This is a genomic window from uncultured Porphyromonas sp. (assembly GCF_915070105.1).
In the GTDB taxonomy this organism is placed as follows: domain Bacteria; phylum Bacteroidota; class Bacteroidia; order Bacteroidales; family Porphyromonadaceae; genus Porphyromonas.
Genome location: NZ_CAJZFJ010000015.1, coordinates 1 through 21,404, shown reverse-complemented (window position 1 = coordinate 21,404; position 21,404 = coordinate 1). Strand labels below are relative to the sequence as shown.

Below are 21,404 nucleotides of genomic sequence, written 5' to 3'. Positions count from 1 at the left end.
CAAATACAAGTAACGAGACAACATGATCTTCGACAAACGTACGGAGTACAAGCCCTTTGAGTATCCCGAGGTACAGCGGTTCATAGACAACATGAACCGTACCTTCTGGGTGCACTCCGAGGTAGACTTCAGTGACGACATCCAGGACTTCAAGACGCTCCTTAGTGATAGTGAGCGGGAGGTCATCAAGCGCAGTCTGCTGGCTATCGCTCAGGTAGAGGTGACGGTAAAGACCTTCTGGGGCAAGCTCTACGAGTTTCTACCCAAGCCCGAGTTCAATGACCTAGGAGCGACATTCAGTGAGTCGGAGTGCCGACACTCCTCTGCCTATGCTCGCCTGCTGGAGGTGGTAGGGTTAGAAGGGGAATTTAAGAAGCTCCTAGAGATCCCCGTCTTCCGACGTAAGCTCGATCTCACAGATGAACATCTAGGGGGAGAGCAGGACTTCATCCATAAGCTCTTCTTCTTCACTATCGTCATAGAGAACTCCTCGCTCTTCTCGCAGTTTGCCAACATGGTGGCCTTCTCCCACTTCCGTGGGATCCTCAAGAATACCGCCAACATGGTCTCATGGAGTAGCGTGGATGAGCAGTGCCACGCCGATGCAGGTGTCTATATCATCAATCAGATCTTCCAGGAGTATCCTGACCGACGACTTCCCAACCAAGAGGTGGAGAGGATGGTCAGGCACTACCTAGCCTATGAAGAGGAGCTCCTAGCATGGATCTACGAGCCAGGTGAACTGGAGTTTTACTCGCAGGCTGACATGCTTGCCTTCATGAAGCATCGTGTAGATAACGCTCTTACCCAGATGGGCTATCCCAAGGTATATAACATACCGACAGAGGCGTATCTTCCCATGCAGTGGTTCGATGAATATGTCTATGCTAACGACTTAGACGACTTCTTCGCTAAACGCCCAACTGCCTACACTAAGCACGACAAACCCATTACAGCCAATGACCTATTCTAGACAAGAGCCCTGGTGGTACAACGAGGAGTCTAAAGCCGTCCTCGACCGTGGGTATCTACTTAATGGTGAGACCATCCATGACGCTATCGATCGGATAACCTCCTCCGTATGTCATCACCTAGGTGAGCAGGTAGGTACAGAGGAGGTCAAGGAGGCATTCAAGGATGCTATCTACAAGGGATGGCTATCCCTCTCCTCTCCTATCTGGACGAACGCAGGCACGTCACGTGGTCTGCCGATCTCCTGCCAAGGCTGCTACATCGGCGATAGTATCTCCGACATCACGACCAAGCTAGGTGAGGTGATGATGCACACCAAGCTCGGCGCAGGTACCTCCGCATACTTCGGCAACCTTCGAGGGAGAGGTGCTTCCATTACCAATAATGGGAAGTCCTCAGGTGCTGTGTCTTTCATGAAGCTCTTTGACACGGTAATGACCGTAGTGACACAGGGCTCACGTAGGGGATCTTTTGCCGCCTACCTAGACATTGACCACCCCGATATTGAGGAGTTCCTTCGCATTAAGGATATAGGCAGTGACCTACAGAACATCTTCTACGCTGTCTGTGTACCCGACTACTGGATGGTAGAGATGATCGAGGGGGATGCTGAGAAGAGACGTATCTGGGCTCGTGTGCTGGAGTCTCGTGTGCAGAAGGGGCTACCCTACATCTGGTTCAGTGACACGAACAACATCAACAAGCCCGAAATCTATCAGTATCTAGGCTGTAACATTACCCACAGTAACCTCTGTAGCGAGATCGCACTCCCCGACGCAGACAAGGAGACCTTTATCTGCTGTCTCTGCTCGCTGAACCTCGCCCTCTATGACGAATGGAAGGATAGCAACCTCCCCGAGCTAGCGGTGATGTTCCTCGACGGGATCCTCTCGGAGTATATCGCTAAGACTGATGGAAAGAAGTTTCTGAAGTACGCAGCAAACTTCGCCAAGCGCCACCGTGCCATCGGTATCGGTGTCCTCGGATGGCACTCCTACCTACAGAGCAAGATGATCCCCTTCGGCTCCCTAAGAGCCAACGCACTGACCACCGAGATCTTCCGCTCGATACAGGAGAAGACTACGGAGGAGAGTCGCCGTCTAGCCGAGCTCCTTGGCCCTGCCCCCATCTTCGAAGAAGGAGGCTATCCTGGGGTCAAGTACCGCAACACCACTCGTCTGGCGATCGCTCCTACCACCTCCTCGTCCTCCATACTTGGTCAGGTCAGTCCTGGTATAGAACCCTACTCAAGTAACTACTATAAGGTCGGTCTGGCTAAGGGCAACTTCATCCGCAAAAATATCTATCTCCGTCAACTCCTAGAGTCGAAGGGTAAGGATACGTATGAGGTCTGGCGTGAGATCATGATGAACGCAGGCTCGGTACAGCATCTGGACTTCCTCACACCGGAGGAGAAGGAGGTCTTCAAGACCTTCCGCGAGATATCCCAAAAGGACATCATCGTACAGGCCTCCATTCGACAGAAATTCATCGACCAGTCACAGAGCCTCAATCTCAACATCCCACCAGAGATGCCCATCAAGGAGGTGAACCGCCTAATCATCGAGGCATGGAAGCTCGGTATCAAGGGGCTGTATTACCAGCGAAGTAACAGCGTCTCTAAGGACATGATCACCAACCTCGTCACCTGCACCAGCTGCGAGGCCTAGAGCGACCCTATGAAGCAGCCTGCCCACACCCCTCGTAGAGGTACCCTCGCTACCCCACAGGAGGTATCCCCGATACCTGCTGTGAGGTATGCCCACTACCTCCGAGCAGGTAGGCTCGCTACCCCCACAGAGGTGTGAAAGCACCCTTACTCACGTCTATCAAGCAAGGATTATGGGACTATTCGGACTATTCTCAAAGAAGAAAAAGGAGGACCTCGACGAGGGCCTCTCTAAGACCAAGGAGACGGTCTTCTCGCGTATTGCACGTGCTGTAGCAGGGCGTACTACGATCGATGACGACGTACTCGATGAGCTGGAGGACGTACTAGTCACCAGCGACGTAGGCGTAGAGACTACACTGAAGATCATCCGCCGCATCCAGGAGCGTGTCGCTAGAGACAAGTACGTCTCTACCTCGGAGCTTACGGGCATCCTGCGGAGCGAGATCGCCGCACTCCTCACCGAGAACGGTGCCAAGGATGGCGAGGAATTTGCCCTGCCGCCCTCGGAACGACGCCCCTACGTCATTATGGTCGTCGGGGTCAATGGTGTAGGCAAAACGACCACCATAGGTAAACTAGCCTATCAGTTTAAGAAGAACGGCTACCGGGTGATGCTTGGTGCGGGAGACACCTTCCGAGCAGCGGCGATCGAGCAGCTGGACATCTGGGCAGGACGTGTCGGTGTGCCTATCATCAAGCAGCACATGTCTGCCGATCCAGCCTCTGTCGCCTTTGACACGCTAAGTGCAGCAGTGAAGGCGGGCTCCGATGTCGTCATCATCGACACTGCCGGCCGCCTACATAACAAGGTAGGTCTGATGAATGAGCTATCGAAGATCCGCCGTGTCATGCAGAAGGTCGTCCCTGAGGCACCACAGGAAGTCCTGCTGGTATTAGACGGGAGCACGGGGCAGAATGCCTTCGAGCAGGCCAAGCAGTTTACAGCAGCCACGGAGGTCAATGCGCTAGCCATCACCAAGCTCGATGGCACTGCTAAGGGCGGTGTCGTCATCGGTATATCGGATCAGTTTAAGATCCCTGTCAAGTACATAGGATTAGGTGAAGGTATCGAAGACCTTCAGCTCTTCCGTAAGAAAGAATTTGTGGACTCCCTATTCGGAGAATGAGAAAGAATCAAGTAGACGTCATCACGCTCGGCTGCTCCAAGAACCTAGTAGACTCAGAGCAGCTCATACGCCAGTTCCTAGCCAATGGCTACAGAGTAAGTCATAACTCCTCTGCGGTCAATGGTGAGATCGTTGTCCTAAACACCTGTGGCTTCATTGGCGATGCACAGGAGGAATCGATAAACATGATACTCCAGATGGTCGAGGCCAAGAAGTCCGGTCGCATTGGGCAGGTCTATGTCATGGGCTGTCTAACGGAACGTTTCATGGACGAACTGAAGAAAGAGATCCCCGAGGTAGACGGATACTATGGGAAGTTTAACTGGAAAAACCTCCTCACTGACCTAGGCAAAGCCTACCATCATGACCCGCTGGGTGGCAATAGGAGCATTACGACACCTGCCCACTATGCCTACATGAAGATCTCGGAGGGCTGCAACCGCAGCTGCTCCTACTGTGCTATACCCATCATCACGGGTAAGCACAAGTCCCGCCCCATGGGCGAACTCGTAGCCGAGGCTGAGGCTCTCGTAGCATCTGGGGTGAAGGAGATACAGCTCATCGCCCAGGACCTGACCTTCTACGGGCTAGACATCTATCGGCGCAACAGCCTAGCAGAGCTCCTAGAGCGTCTATCGGACGTGCGGGGGCTCGAGTGGCTACGTCTGCACTATGCCTATCCTGCGGATTTCCCTAGAGAGATCCTTAGGGTGATGAGGGAGCGAGATAACATCTGCAACTATCTCGACATAGCCCTACAACATATCAGTGACCGCATGCTACGAGCTATGCGTCGCCGAGTGACCAAGGCAGAGACCTATGAGCTCCTGCACGACATCCGTCAGAGTGTCCCCGGTATCCACCTTAGGACGACCCTAATGACGGGGCACCCTCAGGAGGCAGAAGAGGACTTCGATGAGCTCATACAGTTTGTCCAGGATATACGCTTTGAGCGCATGGGGGCCTTCGTCTACTCTCATGAGAGTGGCACCTATGCCTACGAAGAATATGAAGACCACATCCCCCTAGCTGTCAAGCAAGACCGCATGGATCGTCTCATGCAGACGCAGGAGCAGATCGCAGGGGAACTCAATACCGCCAAGGTCGGAAAGACCCTACGCACACTAATAGATCGTGCCGAGGAGGAGTACTTCGTCGGCCGTACAGAATACGACTCTCCCGAGGTAGACGGAGAGGTGCTCATCGCCCGTAATGAGCACCCCGATCTAGTGGTCGGTAACTTCTATCCCGTGGAGATACTTTCTGCAGATACATTTGACCTCTACGGGCGCATCCATTAACACACATTGCTATGCTACAAGAGGAACTCTGGTCTATACGTCTAGCTGTATCGTCCTCTCTACAGCCCACGACTTCCCATCAGCTCTGGGGGACACTTTATTCACAGATCGAGCAAAGACTACTTACTGGTGTAGGGATCGCTTTCCCCCACATCGGAGTCTTTAGTACCCAGCAGGAGCGGGAGTTCATCGCCCTATTACCCGATGGGCGGTACTTCCTGATCCCTCCTCGTCTCACCCTCACGATCTACTCGACTCCCTCCATACCAGGGGGCGAACGGTCGCTCTCTCTCATCTTCCTAAGAGAAGCGCTTAGTCATACGACGAAGCTGAAGATAGAGTTCATCGACAAGTGGATCGACCGCATCCCACATCTCTGGCTGGACCTGCTAGAGGCAGGCGGGTCGGTGACCTGGCCTCGCATAGGGGTCTTCGAGGCCATTCGCTCCGAAGACTCTACGGAGCTGGTCGGCTATGCCTTCACCCCTCATCAGAGCTTCGCAGAGAGCCTTAACAAGCCCTTCTGCATGTTCTCACCCATAGAGATCCCTGCGGAGAGGATTCAGCAGGGGCTCGAGATACGTGAGGTAAAGGATCTGGAGGAGATCCGTGTAACCCGTCCGATCAAGATCCGTCTCCCTAGGGAGGGAGAGGAGCCAAAGGTCGAGCCCACACCAAGCAAAGCCCCCAGCACTCCTGCCGAGGAGCCCCAGGCAAGCATCCCTTCCGCCCCTGTAGAGGCCCCTCCAGCCCCCTCCGTGGAGGTAGCAGTAGCACCTGAGGAGAGGATCCCCCACAACCCCGAAGCAGGTATCCCCGATACCTCTCGAGAGGTTACGGTAGCACCTCAGGAGCCCGCTCTTCACACGCCCGAGGAGCCCCAGCCCGCTCCCGCTACGGAGGTATGCGAAGAGCCACAGGCAGACACCGACCGAGAGCCCGAGCAGACAAGCGGGGGCAACGGCGAGGAAGCTCTACCGACCTTCGAGATCAACACCGCCGCACGCTCACACGAGATGATGCAGGCTACCAAGCCCGTAGAGCCCCCAACCTTCGAGATCATTCCCAATAGAAGCCCCCTAGGCGAAACTACGGAAGAGACCGAAGCAGAGCTCCCAGTCTTTACCATCACACCCAACGGTCAGCCCGAGGGAGCGAGCAGTGAAGCCTGCGAGCAAGAGCCTGAGACATTTGCCATCACTCCAGCCTCTGAACACGAGTGCGTTTGCGGTGAAGCCTCTGCACAAGAGCCCGAGACGTTCGCCATCACCCCTGCCTCAGAGGCTGAAGGTGCAAACGGGGAAGCCTACGTGCAAGAACCAGAGACATTTGCCATCACTCCTTCAGCAGAGCCCGAAGTAGTGAGCAGTGCAAGCTATGCGCCAGTGTCCGAAGAGCCTATCTACACTCCTACCCCACAACCCGAGGTAGTGAGCAATGAGAGCTATACACCTGCTCCCAAAGAGCCTATCTACACTCCTACCCCACAACCCGAGGTAGTGAGTAGTGAGAGCTATGCTCCAGCTGACGAAGAGCCTATCTATACTCCTGCCCCACAGCCTGAGGTAGCGAGTAGTGAGAGCTACATGCCAGCTCCCGAAGAGCCTACGGCGACCCCTACCCCACAACCCATAGAGGCAAAAAGGGAAGAGCCAGCCCAGGAGCCCCCACTTCCCCCAACACCTCCAGCCCAGCCAGCTCCCAGCCTTCCTGAGGAAGAGAGCCAGCAGACGCCCCCACCATCTGACTCGAAGCCTTCCGCAAACCGAACGAAAGAATACCTCACTTGGATCGCTATGGGAGCAGTGCTGGTCATCGGGGTGCTCCTCATCATCTTCTTCATGAATAACAAGCAGAAGAAAGATGCTTCTCCCTCACGTTCGGCGGCTAAGAATGCCCAGCAAATGGCTTCAGTCGAGATCGTTCCCTCCAGTATGGATATACTGCCCGATAGCTTGACCCTGCCCGCAGACACGCTACAAGATGTACCCGTAGACACCATCCCAGAGAGCCAGCCCAAGGAAGAACCCAAGGCAGAAACCTCCCAGCGAGTCATCAATAGCGAGACCACCCGAGTACAGGTACAGGCAGGCGACCGCCTCACCGTCTTCGCTCTAAAGAAATACGGGCACAAGGCCTTCTGGGTATACATCTATCAGGAGAACAAGTCTAAGATCAAAGACCCCAACAACCTCCCCGTAGGCATCACCATCGTCCTACCTCCAGCTAAGAAGTACGAGATCAATGCCCGTGATACGAATTCTATCAATAAAGCGTTAGAACTACAGCATTCACTACGCAAAGAATAACCCCGCACTCGTATTATAAAAGACCACAAACACTAAGACAAGGATATATCAATAATGGAATCAACAGACATCCGTATCCTCACTGAGGAGATCGAGCGTAGAAGTCGTCTGATCGAACAGCTACGCCAGGGCATGCAGCAGGCCATCGTTGGCCAAGCCCACCTCCTAGACTCCCTGCTGATCAGCTTGCTCTCTGGGGGGCACATCCTCCTAGAGGGGCTACCAGGTCTCGCTAAAACCCTTGCGATCAAGACCCTGGCACAGCTCATACAGGCTGACTACAAGCGTATCCAGTTTACCCCCGACCTCCTACCAGCGGACGTCGTAGGAACGCTGATGTATAGCCAGAGGGAAGAGGACTTCCAAGTAAAGAAAGGTCCTATCTTCTCTAACTTCATCCTCGCCGACGAAATCAACCGTGCCCCAGCCAAGGTACAGAGCGCACTGCTGGAAGCCATGCAGGAGCACCAGGTGACCATCGGGGAGCAAACCTTCCGCCTACCTAACCCATTCCTTGTCATGGCGACACAGAACCCCATCGAGCAGGAAGGTACTTATCCCCTTCCCGAAGCTCAGGTGGACCGTTTCATGCTCAAGGTACTCATCTCCTACCCCAAGCGTGAGGAAGAGGCTCTGATCATTCGCCAGCAAATCCGCCCCGACCATGCAGATCGTGTAGCTCCAGTACTCTCCGTAGCCGACATCCTCGAGCTACGCAAGCTGGCCTCTATGGTCTACGTGGACGAAAAGATCGAACGCTATATCGTCGATATCGTCTTCGCCACACGACGTCCAGAGGAGTATGGACTGGAGTCACTACGACCCTTCATCACCTTCGGAGCATCACCTCGCGCGTCAATCAACCTTGCTTTGGCAGCACGCTCCTACGCACTTCTCAAGAAGCGTGGCTACGTGATCCCCGAGGATATCCGAGCAGTCAGCTACGACGTCCTACGTCACCGCATCGGGCTATCCTATGAGGCAGAGGCGAATGACCTCACGGCAGATGAAATCATCAAGGAGATCCTCAACAAGGTAGAGGTACCCTAGCCTCTCCCCCAGCCCTTCTGCATAGATGAAGTCAAGACTGCAAACCTCGGATCTCCTGAAGAAGGTACGGCGTATCGAGATCAAGGCTCGGGGACTCTCCGAGCAGGTCTTCGCTGGGCAGTACCACTCGGCCTTCCGAGGTCGTGGGATGGCCTTCAGCGAAGTACGAGGCTATCAGGTAGGGGACGATGTACGAGACATCGACTGGAATGTCACTGCTCGCTACGCAGCCCCCTTTATCAAGGTCTTCGAGGAGGAACGAGAGCTCACCGTCATGCTTTTGGTAGATATGACGGGGAGCACTGCCTTCGGTACTCGTAGCGAGAGCAAGCGAGAACTGAATGCCGAGATCGCCGCTACCCTCGCCTTCTCTGCCATTCAGAATAATGATAAGGTAGGGGCTATCCTCTTCACTGATGAAGTAGAACTCTTCATCCCGGCACGCAGTGGGAAGAAGCACATCCTCTACCTCATCCGTGAGCTACTGAGCTTCGAGCCTAAGAGTAGGGAGACAAACCTCAATGTCCCCCTCTCCTACCTCAACCGCTTGATCAAGAGACGTTGTACGGCCTTCCTCATCTCGGATTTCTTCCAGTGGGGAGAGCCATATAGCCAGACTCTGACGCTCTCTGCACGTAAGCACGACCTAGTAGCGATCCGCACCTACGACGAAGGGGCAGTCGAACTCCCACAGCTGGGGCTCGTTCGATTCCTTGATGCCGAGAGCGGTGAGGAACGCTACATCGATACCTCCTCCTCTCGTCTGAGGAAAGCCTACCGAGAGAGCATTGCCAAGCAGCTGGAGACCTTCCACACTGCCTGCCTACGCTCAGGCGTGGATCAGATCGAGGTCTGCACGGGCAAGGACTACGTCCCTGAGCTCATCAAGCTCTTCGGAGCACGACGCTAATCTGTGGGTATTCTCCGCCTAGCCCTCCCTAGGCTCTGACGGAGAAGCCCCATAGAGGGAGAATCACCACTCCCTAAGCCACTGATATACAAAGAAAAGTAAGTCTTCACCAGCAAGGACACTATTCCTGCCGGTCGGATGCCACGCTGAAAGTCCTATATTTGCTTAGGTATAGGCACCTATTAGATGAAGTATTTAGCATATTGCCTCCTCTTGCTTTGCACCTGGTGTGCTGAGGCTCTTGGGCAGAATGTCTCGATCCAAGCACGACTAGATCGTCCCGAGATCAAGATCGGGGAGCGGGCAGCCATTGACCTGACGATCCGCACAGATGATCTAGCACGTACGCGCTTCTACCTCCTACAGGATAGTACGGGAGGCGAGGAGCGCTATCGTGTATTGGCCTTCGGAGCAACTGATACCATAGACATAGGACATGGAGTACAGGAGATCAAGGCTCAGATGATCGTGACCTCCTTTGACTCTACCCTTATCACCCTTCCTCCGATCGTTGTGGAGAGTCCTTCAGGGCAGGCTATGACCAAGCCTCTAGCCCTGAATGTCATCTCCCCACAGGTGGACGTCTCTCAGCCCGAGAACTTCCGCCCGATCGTTGCGCCATGGGATGAGCCATTTACCCTAATGGATCTCCTGGTGCTTATCTTCACCTCTTGGATCTTCTATACCATAGCTGGACTCCTGCTCATCGCTCTACTTATCTATGAGTATCTGCACAGAGCCCGACACCCTGAGATCGTAGAGCCAGAGCCCGAAGCTCCACCAGTGCCCCTGCTCGAGCAGCTAAAGGCACAGCTGGCTACGCTCGACAATGCCCACCTAGAGACGCAGGAGGACTACAAGCACTACTACTCATTCGTCACGGACAATCTGAGAGGCTACCTCGGCAAGCGTCTGCACTTCGATGCTATGGAGATGACGACGGGTGAGGTCATAGAGACTCTTCGCTCCCAACCCCTCGGTGGCGAGCAACTCGCACGGCTGGAACACATCCTATCGGGAGCAAGCTTTGTCAAGTTTGCCAAGAGCCTTCCTACCCAAGGTGATGCCTTGGCCATGCGCAAGGCTAGCCTAAGCCTTGCCGAGTCCATCGAGGCAACCTTCACGGCATACGAAGCTCAAGCAAAAGAAAGAAAGGAGGTGAAGCGATGACCTTCCTATATCCACACCTCCTCTGGGGACTACTCCTACTTCCCCTGCTCCTGCTCGTCTACATACTATGGCGCAGGAAGCAAGAGGCGACTGTGCTCCTGCCCTCTCTGCGTGGGCTAAAGGGACACGGAGGAGGACTAAGGGCTTACCTCCGACACTCCGTCTTCATCCTGAGGCTTCTGGCCATAGGACTCATCATCATTGCACTTGCTCGACCACAGAGCTCCTCTAGTTGGACCGAAGATCGTGTCGAGGGGATCGACATCATGCTCACGATGGACATCTCCACGAGTATGCTGGCGATGGACTTCCAGCCCAACCGCGTAGAGGCAGCCAAGGAGGTAGCGATGCGCTTCATCTCCAGCCGCCCCAACGACAATATTGGGCTCGTCGTCTTCGCAGGGGAGAGCTTTACGGCTTGTCCTCTGACCCAAGACCATGCGACGCTGATCAACCGCCTTCAGGACATGAAGCCCGGTATCATCCAAGATCAGACCGCTATTGGCTCGGGGATCGCTACAGCTGTGAACCGTCTCAAGGAGAGTAAGACCAAGAGCAAGGTCGTCATCCTCCTAACGGACGGAGCGAACAATACGGGGAACATCTCCCCCAAGATGGCTGCTGATCTTGCTAAGACCTTTGGGATAGCCGTCTATACCATCGGTGTAGGATCAGCCACGGGCGAAGCACCCTATCCTATCGAGACACCCTTCGGTACCGTGGTGCGTAATATGCCCGTAGACCTCGATGAGCCTACGATGAAGCAGATCGCAGAGGTATCGGGAGGCGCCTACTTCCGTGCAACGGATAATGCTTCCCTGGCCTCGATATACAAGGAGATCGACCAGATGGAGAAGACCAAGCTCTCGACCAAGAATTATAGGACAGTCTATGAGGAGTTCTTCTTATTCGTCTTAGCCGCATCTCTCCTACAACTTCTGGAGTTCATCCTTCGCTCTACCCTATTCAAGACAAACCCGTAAGGCCATGAATATCCTATTCTACTCCCCAGAGTATCTGTACCTACTCTTCGGACTTATTCCGCTGGCTCTGCTCTCACTCTTTGCCTTCTATAGGCGAAGGAAACTCTTGGCACGCTTCACGAGCCGAGAGATGAAAGACGAACTGATGCCACTAGCCTCGGGCAAGAGACAACTCCTACGTGACCTCCTCTTCCTCGTGGCTCTAGGGCTCCTTATCGTCGTCCTAGCTCGTCCTCAGGTACCTGGGCGCACCTCCAGCGGCTCCAAGGAAGATGATAAGGGGATCGAAGCAATGATCTGCCTCGACATCTCCAACTCCATGCTTGCCCAGGACATCGCTCCCAGTCGTCTAGACTTCGCCAAGCGGACGATTACGAAGCTCCTCGAGGAGATGCCTTCTGACAAGGTGGGGCTCATCGTCTTCGCAGGTAGTGCCTTCGTGCAGCTCCCCATCACCACCGACCTCTCTACCGCACAGGAATTTCTCGCAGAGGCCTCCCCTGGGATGCTCTCTGACCAAGGGACTGCCATCGGGCAAGCCATCACCCTCGCTCGCCAGTCCTTCTCCGAAAGAAAGGATCTAGGTAAGGCGATCGTAATTCTAACAGATGGAGAGGACTTCGAGAGCAACACCCTAGAGGTCGCCACCGAAGCCGCTCAGGCTGGTGTACGTATCAATGTCGTCGGTATCGGTACTAGCACTGGAGCACCTATCCCGACAGAGAGCGGACAGCTCACCGATGATTCGGGCAATATGGTCGTCACCAAGGTCAATCAGGATATGTGCCATCAGATAGCTGATGCCGGTAAAGGGATCTATGTCTCTGCCGAGTCTCCGGCCTCTGCCGTCAAGGCCATCCGCAAGCAGCTCGATGAGCTTCCTCGAGCCTCGGTCAATTCCAAGCTAGAGAATGGCAATATCGAGAACTATGAGCCCTGGCTACGTGTAGCCCTCTTCCTCCTCCTCATTGAGTTCTTCATCATGGGACGTAAGAACAAGTTCCTCATCCGCCATAGCATCTTTGGACATGAGAAGTAAGATCATCTTCCTCGGCCTGCTCCTCTCGGCGTGCACCCTTGCCCCAGCACAAGGGATCAAGAGCAAGCTCCGCCAAGGCAACTCGCTCTACAAGGCCAAGAACTTCCCCGAGGCAGAGACGACCTACCGCAAAGCACTACTCCTAGATAGTCTCTCTGGCAAGGCCAACTTCGGGATCGCTGCCTCGGCCTACGAGCAGGGACGCTACGAGGAGTCCAGTCGCTACCTAGAGCGTGCTCTCAAGGATACCCGCCTCACCCCTGCACAAGCCTCCGCCACCCTACACAACCTAGGTAATGTGGCAATGAAGGCCAAGAAGTACGAGGAGGCTGTACGTCTCTATGAAGAGTCACTCATCGCTGATCCAGCGAGTGACGACACTCGCTATAACCTCGCCTTAGCCCAGCGCCTGCTACAGCAACAGCAGCAGAAGGGGGGAGGCGGTGGAGGCGGCCAGCCCGACCAGAACAAGCAGGACAAACAGCCACCCAAGCAGAAGCAGGACAAGGATAAGGACCAGCAGAAGCAGCCCCCTAAGCAAGGCAACGATAAGCAAGGACAAGCTCTTGATCAGAAGGATCAACAGATGACCAAGGAGCAAGCTGAGCAGATTCTCAATGCCTTCCGCTCGGATGATGAGGCGACTCGCCAACGTGTCGAGCAGCACCTACGTGAGGAGAAACAACAAAGAAGTCGCACTAAGGATAAAAAGCGATGGTAACCCTACCTGCATTATACCGCAAGGCTATCCTCTATAGTCTAGCCTCGCTAGTCGCCCTACTAGCCTCTACCTACACCCTGAACAGCCAGAATGTACGAGTGGAGGTACCACCGACGGTGATCCAAGGGACTCCCTTCCAGCTCGTCTATACCATACAGGGCGAGGCGGAGATCGAGCGCTTTGACAATCCCAAGCTCAATGGGCTCAAGGTACTCTACGGCCCTGCCCGACAGACGATGAGTAGCTTCCATAGCGTCAATGGTCGATCGACCTCTAGCTCCTCCACAAGCCTAACCTACACACTCCTAGCTGAGCAGGCGGGCAACTACTCCGTTGCCCCTACCACAGCCACGATCGGCGGTCGAAAGGTGCAGGTACAGGGGGCCAATGTACGTGTCCTCCCCAGAAAGGGGGGAGCTGCAGAGTCATCCGCCACGGGTAGCGGACGCTACCTCTACCGAGCTATCCCTGGTGTGACCTCCGTCTATGAGCAGCAGGCTATCCCCGTCCAGTACAAGCTCTACTCCACCACAGAGTTCGAGATCTCAAGCCTCAAGGCTCCCGAGTATGATGGCTTCATCTCTGCGAGCGAAGCAGAAGACGATGGACGCCGACAGCTCGTACTAGAGAACTATCAGGGCACGAACTACCGCACAGTGGTCATCCGTGAAGATGTCCTCTTCCCCCAGCGTGCAGGCACTCTGCATCTACCGGTAAGTGAGATCGGCATCCGCATCCCCTTACACGGGCAGGATGATGACCCCTTCTTTGGCTCAACGACCATTGTCGATAAGGATCTACGCACCACACCCGTCCCCATCGAGGTACGTCCGCTCCCCACAGAGGGTAAGCCTAGTGACTTCTCTGGAGCAGTGGGAGCCTTCCGCATGAAGGCTGAGCTTCTGACCAAAGCACCGAAGACCAACGAATCCGTCACGATACGCTTCACCCTGGAGGGAACAGGCAACCTAAAGCTCGCTAAGGCTCCTCGGCTCCAGTTCCCCGAATCCTTTGAGGTCTACGACCCTAAGGAGAGCTACGAGCAGAGTATCTCATCGAACAATGTCCGTGGCAAGAAGGTCATCGAGTACTTCGCCATCCCCCGCCGTGTGGGCAAGGTCACGATCCCCTCGGTCTCCTTCTCGTTCTTCAACCCCCAGACTCGTCGCTACGAGACACTCCATTCCCAGTCCTTCACTCTGGATATCAAGCAGGGTAAGGCCTCCTCTGCTCTCGCTGGTGAGGGTGCTGATGGAGCTATCGTACATCAGCAGGGGATGCTCCCCGTACGTGGAGAACTCGGGGAAGATGGTATACCTCTGTTCGGCCTCATCAAGGGGCTAGGCTATCCAGCCCTCTATCTCGCCCTCTTTGCACTAGCCTGTGGAGGCTATACACTCCTAGCTCGCTCTCGTCGTCTACGTGCTGACAGCCTCAGCTACAATGCCTCACGAGCCAATAGTGTCGCCACGAAGCGTCTACGCCAGGCTCATAAGCTCATGCGTGAGGGCAGTCGTGATGCCTTCTACGAGGAGCTCATGCGTGCCCTCTGGGGGTACTTAGGTGACAAGCTCCGTCTACCTGTCTCCGAGCTCAGCCGAGCCTCCGTCAGCCAGATCCTCTCCGACAGAGGTCTAGAGCAGTCCTTGATCGGAGAGCTCACCGCCGTCATTGACGAAGCGGAGTTTGCCCGCTTTGCTCCAGTCCGAGAGGGGGATATGCAGCTTCTCTACGACCGAGCGGCAGGCATCATCGGTCAGATAGATGGCCATGAGCTCCACAAGTAGTCTCTGTCCCTACCCTATTAGGAATATCCGATCCGCCTCATACACTAGATCTCATGAGCCTCATCCATTATAGTCGCCTGATGGTGCGCACCCTATTGCTCTGTCTCCTCGTCCTCTGCTCCCTCGACCGCTCTATGGCAGCTGAGGATATAGCTAGGGCTAAGATCCTCTTCCAGCAAGGGGATTACAAGGGAGCTGTCACGCTCTACGAATCACTCCTACAGAAGCGGGGGCCACACTCGGGGCTGTACTACGACCTCGGGACGAGCTACTACGAGCTCGGCGACCTCGGGCATGCCGTGCTGGCCTACGAGCGTTGTCTGCACCTTGACCCTCGTCATGAGGCCGCCCGACACAATAGGGATCTCACCCTACGCAAGACGATAGATAGACTCTCGGATGGCAAGAACTGGTTCGCCACTATCGGAGAACAGATTGCCTATCTGCTTCCTATGCCTGCACTCGTAGCCCTAGGCATAGGCTTCTTCGCTGGGGCACTCTTCTTCGGGGTGCTCTTCTTCCTTGCTCGTGCTCGGGGTAGCAGACGACTGTACTTCTACCTTGGGTTAGGCTGTATGATCGTCTCACTCTCTGCCAATGCGCTCATCCTACACTGGATCTATGCGGATAGAGCCTACCAGAGTCTAGCGGTCATCACCAGCCCCGAGACCAATGTCTATACCTCGGCTGAGGCTAGCTCTGAGGTCGCCTTCACCCTGCACGAAGGCTCTCGTGTAAAGCTGACAGGGAAGGCACAGGGCGAGTGGCAGACAATCACCCTAGCTGATGGGAGACGAGGCTGGGTGAAGAATTCATCGGTGGAGGCTGTACTCCCCCGGTAGCCTAACGACAAACGAGAATGCGTATGACTTCTTTTTCCGTTCCTTTTATACCCGGAGAGATCGGGCTACTGAAGAGTATCAATGGCAACCACTCGGCTTACTGGGATGCAGCGATGTGGCTGATCTCCAACTTCGCCTCGTGGGTCTTCCCCTCCATAGCTCTATTGATCTTCCTCTTTTGGAAGCGACCGAAGAGTGAGGCCATCCTACTGCTACTCGCCATAGGGCTCTGTATCGCCTTCGGTGATCTACTTAGCTCACACCTTGCCAAGCCCTTTTTCGGCCGACTACGTCCGACACATACCCCTTGGCTCGAGGATGAGCTACACTCGGTCTTCGGATACAAGGGGCATCTCTATGGGTTCTTCTCGGGGCACTCGGCCAACTATGCTGCTGTAGCGACCTTGCTGGCCTTGACCTTTCGCAACCACCTCTTCTCCCTCCTGCTCTTCCTACTCGTTGGATGGGTCGTTTACAGCAGGGTATATATAGGAGCACACTTCCCCTCGGACTGTCTCGCTGGGGTCATAATCGGCCTCCTCGTGGGCCTACTAGTCTACCGCATATATAGCGGGGTACGCCACAATATCCTCAGCACGGGCTACCGCAGCTCTGAGAAGATCTTCCATGAAGGGATTGGCTTCCTCAATGCAGCCCTTTTCCTCACGATCCCCATCACCCTGGCCTTTGCCCTGGAGGTAATGCGCCTAATGGCACACTAGTTAGAATAGCGACATTGCATAGGAGAGCCCGTACCAGCGTCTCTCCACACCAAGATGCCATAAGGCACAGAGGGCTCTGACGTTCAGAGCCCTCTGTGCCTTATGGCATCTCAGTAGATATATACTCTACTTATTAATCTTCTCAGCTATCTCCTCCCGCTCCTTCATCTGTAGGGCGACCATAGCTGCGAAGTCCCCACCTTGAGCGAGCAGCTCCTCGGGGCTGCCACTCTCGGTGATTCGCCCTTCACGTAGGACGATCACTTGATCAGCTCGGCGAATGGTACGCATACGATGGGCGATGATTAGGACGGTCTTGTCACGCACCAGCTCGCTGATGCCCTGCTGCAGTAGCGTCTCATTCTCCACGTCAAGGCTGGCCGTAGCCTCGTCTAGGAGGATCACTGGGGCATCCTTCAATAGGGCTCGGGCAATGCTGATTCGCTGACGTTCGCCCCCCGAGAGCTTCTGCCCATTCTCTCCGATGAGCGTATCATAGCCCTCGGGGAGCTGGCTGACGAACTCCTCGCAGCGTGCTAGGCGAGCAGCCTCTATCACCTCCTCATCGGTAGCCCCCGAGCGACCAATGCGGATATTATCCATTACTGAAGCGTTGAAGAGTACCACATCCTGAAAGACGATGGCGAAGTGTGCCAGCAGTGCCTCGGGATCAATCTGCGATATATCCCGACCTCCGAGCGTAATACGTCCCTCTTCTATATCCCAGAAGCGAGCAGCGAGCTTGGCGATCGTGCTCTTGCCTCCTCCTGAGGAGCCCACTAGGGCGGTTACCTCTCCCTGCCGAGCGGTGAAAGATATATCATGGAGCACCTCTCGTCCAGGCTCATAGGCGAAGGAGACATGGTCGAAGGCTATGTCATAGCGACGTATCGTGACCTCTGCCTTCCCAGTCTGTACCGGCATCTCCTCGATCTGACGCACACGGGAGATACGAACATCTAGGTAACTCAATAGGATCGAATAGTTCAGCACCTCCTCAATAGGGATGTATACTGAAGAGCCAAAGACAAGGAAGACTAGATAGGCCATCAGATCCAGTGTCCCAGCCTGCAGAAGCGAAGCTCCGAGGATGGCAACAAAGGCAAGCCCCAGCCGTAGGAGCACGACTGAGGCATTCATACACACACTGGCCAAGAGCTCATCACGGATCATCTCCTCCTCTAGGACATTTAGAGAGTGATCTAGTGCCCTCAGATAAGCCTGCTCTCCTCTATATGCTTTGATCTCACGTATGTTCTCTAGTCCCTGCTGGATATCCTCGGTCACCTGACGCTTGAGACGATAGCTCTCTTGGAAGCGTCCTCGCAGCATACGTCTTGTCACGAGTACGATGAGGACTACCAGGGGAAGCGGAGCAAGGAGGGCAACCGAGAGACGCCAGTCATAGAAGCACAGCGAGAGAGTAATGAGCACCACACTGATTATAGAGGCAAAGAGCTGGGGGACAGCGTGGGAGAAGGTATGCTCCAGCTCGGTATTGTCTGCCATGACCGTAGAAGTCAGATCTGACAGATCATGCCGACCGAAGAAGGAGAGCGGTAGCCGACGAAGCTTTTCTGCCACACGTATCCGCCTATCAGCACTCTCCCGATAGACCGCCATGAAGGTGCTAGAGTACTGTAGGTAGGAGACCACTGCAGTCACTAGGGTGAAGGCTAAGGCTAAGATCAGATAGAGCTGCCATCCATACTTCGCCTCGCCTCGACCAAAGGCGGGACGTAGGAAGTCCGAGAAGAAGATAAAGACAAAGACGGAGGGTAGGATGAAGGTGAGGTTGAGTAAAGTCGAATACAAGATACCTCGTTTGAGGTCTCGAGCCCCTGTCGGAGAGAGGGCAAAGCGACGCTCAAGCGGGGTCACATCACGAGCGATATAGGAGGTCATATCCGAATCTTTTTTCGCTGTCATGGGCATAGAGACTAGATACTCCAGGATATAGCTTTCTGATACTCCGCCCACATACGACTATAGAGTCCCTGCTGGGCGAGGAGCTCCTCATGGGTTCCTCGCTCCACGATACGGCCACGATCGAGGACGAGGATACAGTCCACATGCTGGATCGAGGTCAGACGGTGAGCTATCATCAGGGTGGTCTTACCTCGGACGAGTTCTGAGAAGGCTCGCTGGATGAGATGTTCGTTCTCGGGATCAGCGAAGGCTGTGGCTTCATCAAGGACGACGATAGGGGCATCCTTCAGCAGAGCTCGAGCCAGTGCTATACGCTGCTGTTCACCACCCGAGAGGTATACCCCCTTCTCTCCTCCGATAGGAGTCATCAGTCCCTGTGGCAGACGTTGGATGATCTCCTCACAGCGTGAGAGACGTATCACACGTGCGATTTCAGCCTCTGTGGCATGGGGACTGCCGTAGGTGATGTTCTCTCTGAGGGTGGTCTTGAAGAGACGTGCATCTTGGAATGCGAAGGCGACCTCACGCATCAGCTCCGCCTTGGCAATATTCTTCACATCGATTCCTCCGATGAAGATCCCTCCTCCGACTGGATCCCAAAAGCGGGGTACGAGGCGGGATATCGTAGTCTTCCCCGAGCCAGAGGGCCCCACGAGGGCATAGATCTGCCCCTCGGGGATATGGAACGAGATATCCTGTAGGACATCTGAGGTAGATCCTGGGTAGCGAAAGGAAACACCCTCAAAGTGAAGGTCAAAACGCTTGGGAACCATACCGTCCTCAACCTCCATTAGTGGCTCGCCTGAGTGAGTCAGCTCCTCCACACGAGAGATGGCCTGCTCTGCATTGAAGAGTGTGTACTGGAGGTTCATCACCTTCATGATGCTGGTCGTGAGCACGGGAGCCAGTAGGAGATAGAGGAGTGTATCGGCTATCGTTAGGCTATAGTCTCCCTCATGGTAGACGATGAGGATAGAGGTCGGGATGAGGAAGTAAGGGATGGCATGGATGAGTATCAGATATAGGATCATACGAGCCCGTAGTCTCCCCGTATAGCGGGTGACTAACTCACGATAGCTGATGATACTATTGTAGAACCGCTTAAAGGAATAGATCGTCTGCTGAAAGACCTTGACCACAGGGATCCCCCGCACATACTCCACGGCCTCTCCGCTCATCTCCTCCAGAGCGAGCAGATAGCGACGCTGGAAGTCGTTGGTCTTCGAGTCCATCATGGAGACAATGATGAGGAAGGCCAGGATAATCGGGATCAAGCAGGCTATGCCTAGACGATAGTCGAAGACGAAGATCATCACCAGCACAACAATTGGAGCGACGATACTCCCCATCAGATCAGGAAGGATATGTGCGATGAAGGTGTGAGTCTCCGAGGCATTCTCATCGATCACCTTGCGCATACGTCCCCCACTCTTGCCCTCGAAGAAGCCCATCGGCATATTCATCAAGGAGCGCATGGCTCGACGACGCATATTGATCTCTACCCGAAAGGCTGCTAGATGGGCGAGTGTTCCCGAGATGAAATAACAGACGAAGCTACCAATGGTCATCCCGACAGCCCAAATGGAATAGCGGACTACCAGCTGGTAATCAATCTCTACCTTGAAGGAGAAGAGTGTACGAGCGATGAGCCAAATGAAGACGTAGGGAACAAGCGACAGCAATCCACTCATCGCAGAGAAGATGAGTGAGAGGGGCAGTAGGTAGCTTCTGCTACCCATGTAACCTCTAACGCGTCGTAGTATATCCATCATATTTTGGGTTCGCGATCTATAATGTGTTGTGCATTCCAGGGGAAATAGAGGAGAGTGAATAGGTGCTCATCATCCCTTCTACCCCGCAAAGATAATAAAACAACCGCAGACAAATACACACCTAACACTCTATCAATCAAGCACATTAAATATATGTAAACATCACTACCCCTTCTCCCCCCTCCTAAGTCTATCTCCTAGGCGATATAAGGGAGACATCCACCCCCCCACAGCCATGCTCCTATAATATAAACAAAGGTAAACCTAGCCTCCTCCTTTAGAGAGCAAGGATGAGGGAGAGAGGGGACACACCCCATCCCTTGGCTCCACTCTCGCTGGATGAGGAGAAGTAGGTGGTACATAACAGCCATTACGAAGGGGGTACAGACTCCCTAGGAGAGGACACGGTATGAATGCTTCCATCACCGTTACATAGGTGACGAAAGCGTTCATTATATGTTCGCACTCACGATCTCGGTATGAACGCTCCCACGATCTTACTTAGAGCGCCGAGGCGTTCATACCGAGAGCGCAAGTGCGCTCTCGGTATGAACGTTTTTGCCCTCTAGGAATATTTGACACAGAGACAGTTAGGTGAACTCTTTTTTTGATCTCCGTGCCCCCTCCCCCAAATCTTCTCCTACCTAGGAGTAAGAGGAGCTGGGAATAGAATAGCTATCCCCTCACCTAACCGCTATCCAATGGGGATAAGGAAGGACAGAGGGAGGAGCAGAGGCCAATAGCCAGATTATACAAGTCTAAAGCAAGCAAAGAGGCTGTGAAGCATACTTAGCCATAGACATATACTAGAGATCAAGCGGTAAACAAGTCAGGAGATAACGGCTCGGAGGAGCTAGATTACGGAATTACAAACAAGAGCGATAAGGAGATGGAGGCACGGGGACGAAAAGATGATTTAACAGGAAAAGGGTACCTTTGCAGGCAATAAAGACATTATAAGAAGCGTTTTAATCGCAGTAACACAGTAATTATATATGAGAACCCTTGTATTTGTACTCCTTGCCCTCGTTGCCCTCAGTGGCTGTCGCAAGGAGATACCCACCCCTACTCCCACCCCGCCCCCTACTCCAGATCGGA

Annotated in this window: 16 protein-coding genes; 14 read left to right on the top strand and 2 right to left on the bottom strand. The window is 54.3% G+C overall.

What is annotated here, in order from left to right:
* Positions 1 to 22 precede the first annotated feature (22 nt).
* The 14 genes from QZ554_RS02700 to QZ554_RS02635 all read left to right on the top strand — a co-directional run bounded on the left by QZ554_RS02700 (position 23) and on the right by QZ554_RS02635 (position 16,605).
* On the top strand, positions 23 to 973 hold the full coding sequence (locus tag QZ554_RS02700; protein WP_297194164.1) for a ribonucleotide-diphosphate reductase subunit beta: 951 nt from the start codon (positions 23 to 25) through the stop codon (positions 971 to 973).
* Positions 960 to 2,642, top strand: coding sequence for a ribonucleoside-diphosphate reductase subunit alpha (locus QZ554_RS02695; protein ID WP_297194162.1), 1,683 nt, complete (start codon positions 960 to 962; stop codon positions 2,640 to 2,642). The genes QZ554_RS02700 and QZ554_RS02695 overlap by 14 nt, the downstream gene beginning before the upstream one ends.
* A 172-nt stretch (positions 2,643 to 2,814) precedes the next feature.
* Positions 2,815 to 3,771 (top strand): signal recognition particle-docking protein FtsY, encoded by a 957-nt coding sequence (ftsY, locus tag QZ554_RS02690; protein WP_297194160.1) that lies wholly within the window; start codon positions 2,815 to 2,817, stop codon positions 3,769 to 3,771.
* Complete coding sequence (rimO, locus tag QZ554_RS02685; RefSeq protein WP_297194159.1) at positions 3,768 to 5,072, top strand: 30S ribosomal protein S12 methylthiotransferase RimO; 1,305 nt, start codon at positions 3,768 to 3,770, stop codon at positions 5,070 to 5,072. Before ftsY ends, rimO begins: the two co-directional genes overlap by 4 nt.
* Positions 5,073 to 5,083: 11 nt before the next feature.
* Positions 5,084 to 7,381, top strand: coding sequence for a hypothetical protein (locus tag QZ554_RS02680; RefSeq protein ID WP_297194157.1), 2,298 nt, complete (start codon positions 5,084 to 5,086; stop codon positions 7,379 to 7,381).
* Between the two features lie 51 nt (positions 7,382 to 7,432).
* Complete coding sequence (locus QZ554_RS02675) at positions 7,433 to 8,431, top strand: AAA family ATPase (RefSeq protein WP_297194186.1); 999 nt, start codon at positions 7,433 to 7,435, stop codon at positions 8,429 to 8,431.
* 37 nt (positions 8,432 to 8,468) lie between these two features.
* Complete coding sequence (locus tag QZ554_RS02670) at positions 8,469 to 9,341, top strand: DUF58 domain-containing protein (protein ID WP_297194184.1); 873 nt, start codon at positions 8,469 to 8,471, stop codon at positions 9,339 to 9,341.
* A 186-nt stretch (positions 9,342 to 9,527) separates the two neighbouring features.
* Positions 9,528 to 10,511: a hypothetical protein gene (locus QZ554_RS02665; RefSeq protein WP_297194155.1), complete on the top strand. Its 984-nt coding sequence runs from the start codon at positions 9,528 to 9,530 to the stop codon at positions 10,509 to 10,511.
* On the top strand, positions 10,508 to 11,494 hold the full coding sequence (locus QZ554_RS02660) for a VWA domain-containing protein (RefSeq protein ID WP_297194153.1): 987 nt from the start codon (positions 10,508 to 10,510) through the stop codon (positions 11,492 to 11,494). Before QZ554_RS02665 ends, QZ554_RS02660 begins: the two co-directional genes overlap by 4 nt.
* Positions 11,495 to 11,498: 4 nt before the next feature.
* Entirely contained in the window at positions 11,499 to 12,533 is a 1,035-nt protein-coding gene (locus QZ554_RS02655; protein ID WP_297194151.1) for a VWA domain-containing protein, read from the top strand.
* Positions 12,523 to 13,254: a tetratricopeptide repeat protein gene (locus QZ554_RS02650; RefSeq protein ID WP_297194149.1), complete on the top strand. Its 732-nt coding sequence runs from the start codon at positions 12,523 to 12,525 to the stop codon at positions 13,252 to 13,254. Before QZ554_RS02655 ends, QZ554_RS02650 begins: the two co-directional genes overlap by 11 nt.
* The gene (locus QZ554_RS02645) at positions 13,248 to 15,041 is read left to right on the top strand and encodes a BatD family protein (RefSeq protein ID WP_297194147.1); all 1,794 of its coding nucleotides are present in this window, start codon (positions 13,248 to 13,250) and stop codon (positions 15,039 to 15,041) included. Before QZ554_RS02650 ends, QZ554_RS02645 begins: the two co-directional genes overlap by 7 nt.
* Before the next feature lie 53 nt (positions 15,042 to 15,094).
* Positions 15,095 to 15,883, top strand: a complete 789-nt coding sequence (locus tag QZ554_RS02640; protein WP_297194145.1) for a tetratricopeptide repeat protein — start codon at positions 15,095 to 15,097, stop codon at positions 15,881 to 15,883.
* 23 nt (positions 15,884 to 15,906) lie between these two features.
* Positions 15,907 to 16,605: a phosphatase PAP2 family protein gene (locus QZ554_RS02635; protein WP_297194143.1), complete on the top strand. Its 699-nt coding sequence runs from the start codon at positions 15,907 to 15,909 to the stop codon at positions 16,603 to 16,605.
* A 126-nt stretch (positions 16,606 to 16,731) separates the two neighbouring features.
* On the opposite strand, the gene QZ554_RS02630 is transcribed toward QZ554_RS02635, so the two are convergent.
* Positions 16,732 to 18,510, bottom strand: a complete 1,779-nt coding sequence (locus tag QZ554_RS02630; RefSeq protein ID WP_297194141.1) for an ABC transporter ATP-binding protein — start codon at positions 18,508 to 18,510, stop codon at positions 16,732 to 16,734.
* Between the two features lie 35 nt (positions 18,511 to 18,545).
* On the bottom strand, positions 18,546 to 20,306 hold the full coding sequence (locus tag QZ554_RS02625; protein ID WP_297194139.1) for an ABC transporter ATP-binding protein: 1,761 nt from the start codon (positions 20,304 to 20,306) through the stop codon (positions 18,546 to 18,548).
* Positions 20,307 to 21,404 lie beyond the last annotated feature (1,098 nt).

Coding starts and splice junctions, on each gene's coding strand:
- QZ554_RS02700 (WP_297194164.1), top strand. CDS start 23: ATGATCTTCGACAAACGTACGGAGTACAAGCCCTTTGAGTATCCCGAG.
- QZ554_RS02695 (WP_297194162.1), top strand. CDS start 960: ATGACCTATTCTAGACAAGAGCCCTGGTGGTACAACGAGGAGTCTAAA.
- ftsY (WP_297194160.1), top strand. CDS start 2,815: ATGGGACTATTCGGACTATTCTCAAAGAAGAAAAAGGAGGACCTCGAC.
- rimO (WP_297194159.1), top strand. CDS start 3,768: ATGAGAAAGAATCAAGTAGACGTCATCACGCTCGGCTGCTCCAAGAAC.
- QZ554_RS02680 (WP_297194157.1), top strand. CDS start 5,084: ATGCTACAAGAGGAACTCTGGTCTATACGTCTAGCTGTATCGTCCTCT.
- QZ554_RS02665 (WP_297194155.1), top strand. CDS start 9,528: ATGAAGTATTTAGCATATTGCCTCCTCTTGCTTTGCACCTGGTGTGCT.
- QZ554_RS02660 (WP_297194153.1), top strand. CDS start 10,508: ATGACCTTCCTATATCCACACCTCCTCTGGGGACTACTCCTACTTCCC.
- QZ554_RS02655 (WP_297194151.1), top strand. CDS start 11,499: ATGAATATCCTATTCTACTCCCCAGAGTATCTGTACCTACTCTTCGGA.
- QZ554_RS02650 (WP_297194149.1), top strand. CDS start 12,523: ATGAGAAGTAAGATCATCTTCCTCGGCCTGCTCCTCTCGGCGTGCACC.
- QZ554_RS02645 (WP_297194147.1), top strand. CDS start 13,248: ATGGTAACCCTACCTGCATTATACCGCAAGGCTATCCTCTATAGTCTA.
- QZ554_RS02640 (WP_297194145.1), top strand. CDS start 15,095: ATGAGCCTCATCCATTATAGTCGCCTGATGGTGCGCACCCTATTGCTC.
- QZ554_RS02635 (WP_297194143.1), top strand. CDS start 15,907: ATGACTTCTTTTTCCGTTCCTTTTATACCCGGAGAGATCGGGCTACTG.
- QZ554_RS02630 (WP_297194141.1), bottom strand. CDS start 18,510: ATGACCTCCTATATCGCTCGTGATGTGACCCCGCTTGAGCGTCGCTTT.
- QZ554_RS02625 (WP_297194139.1), bottom strand. CDS start 20,306: ATGATGGATATACTACGACGCGTTAGAGGTTACATGGGTAGCAGAAGC.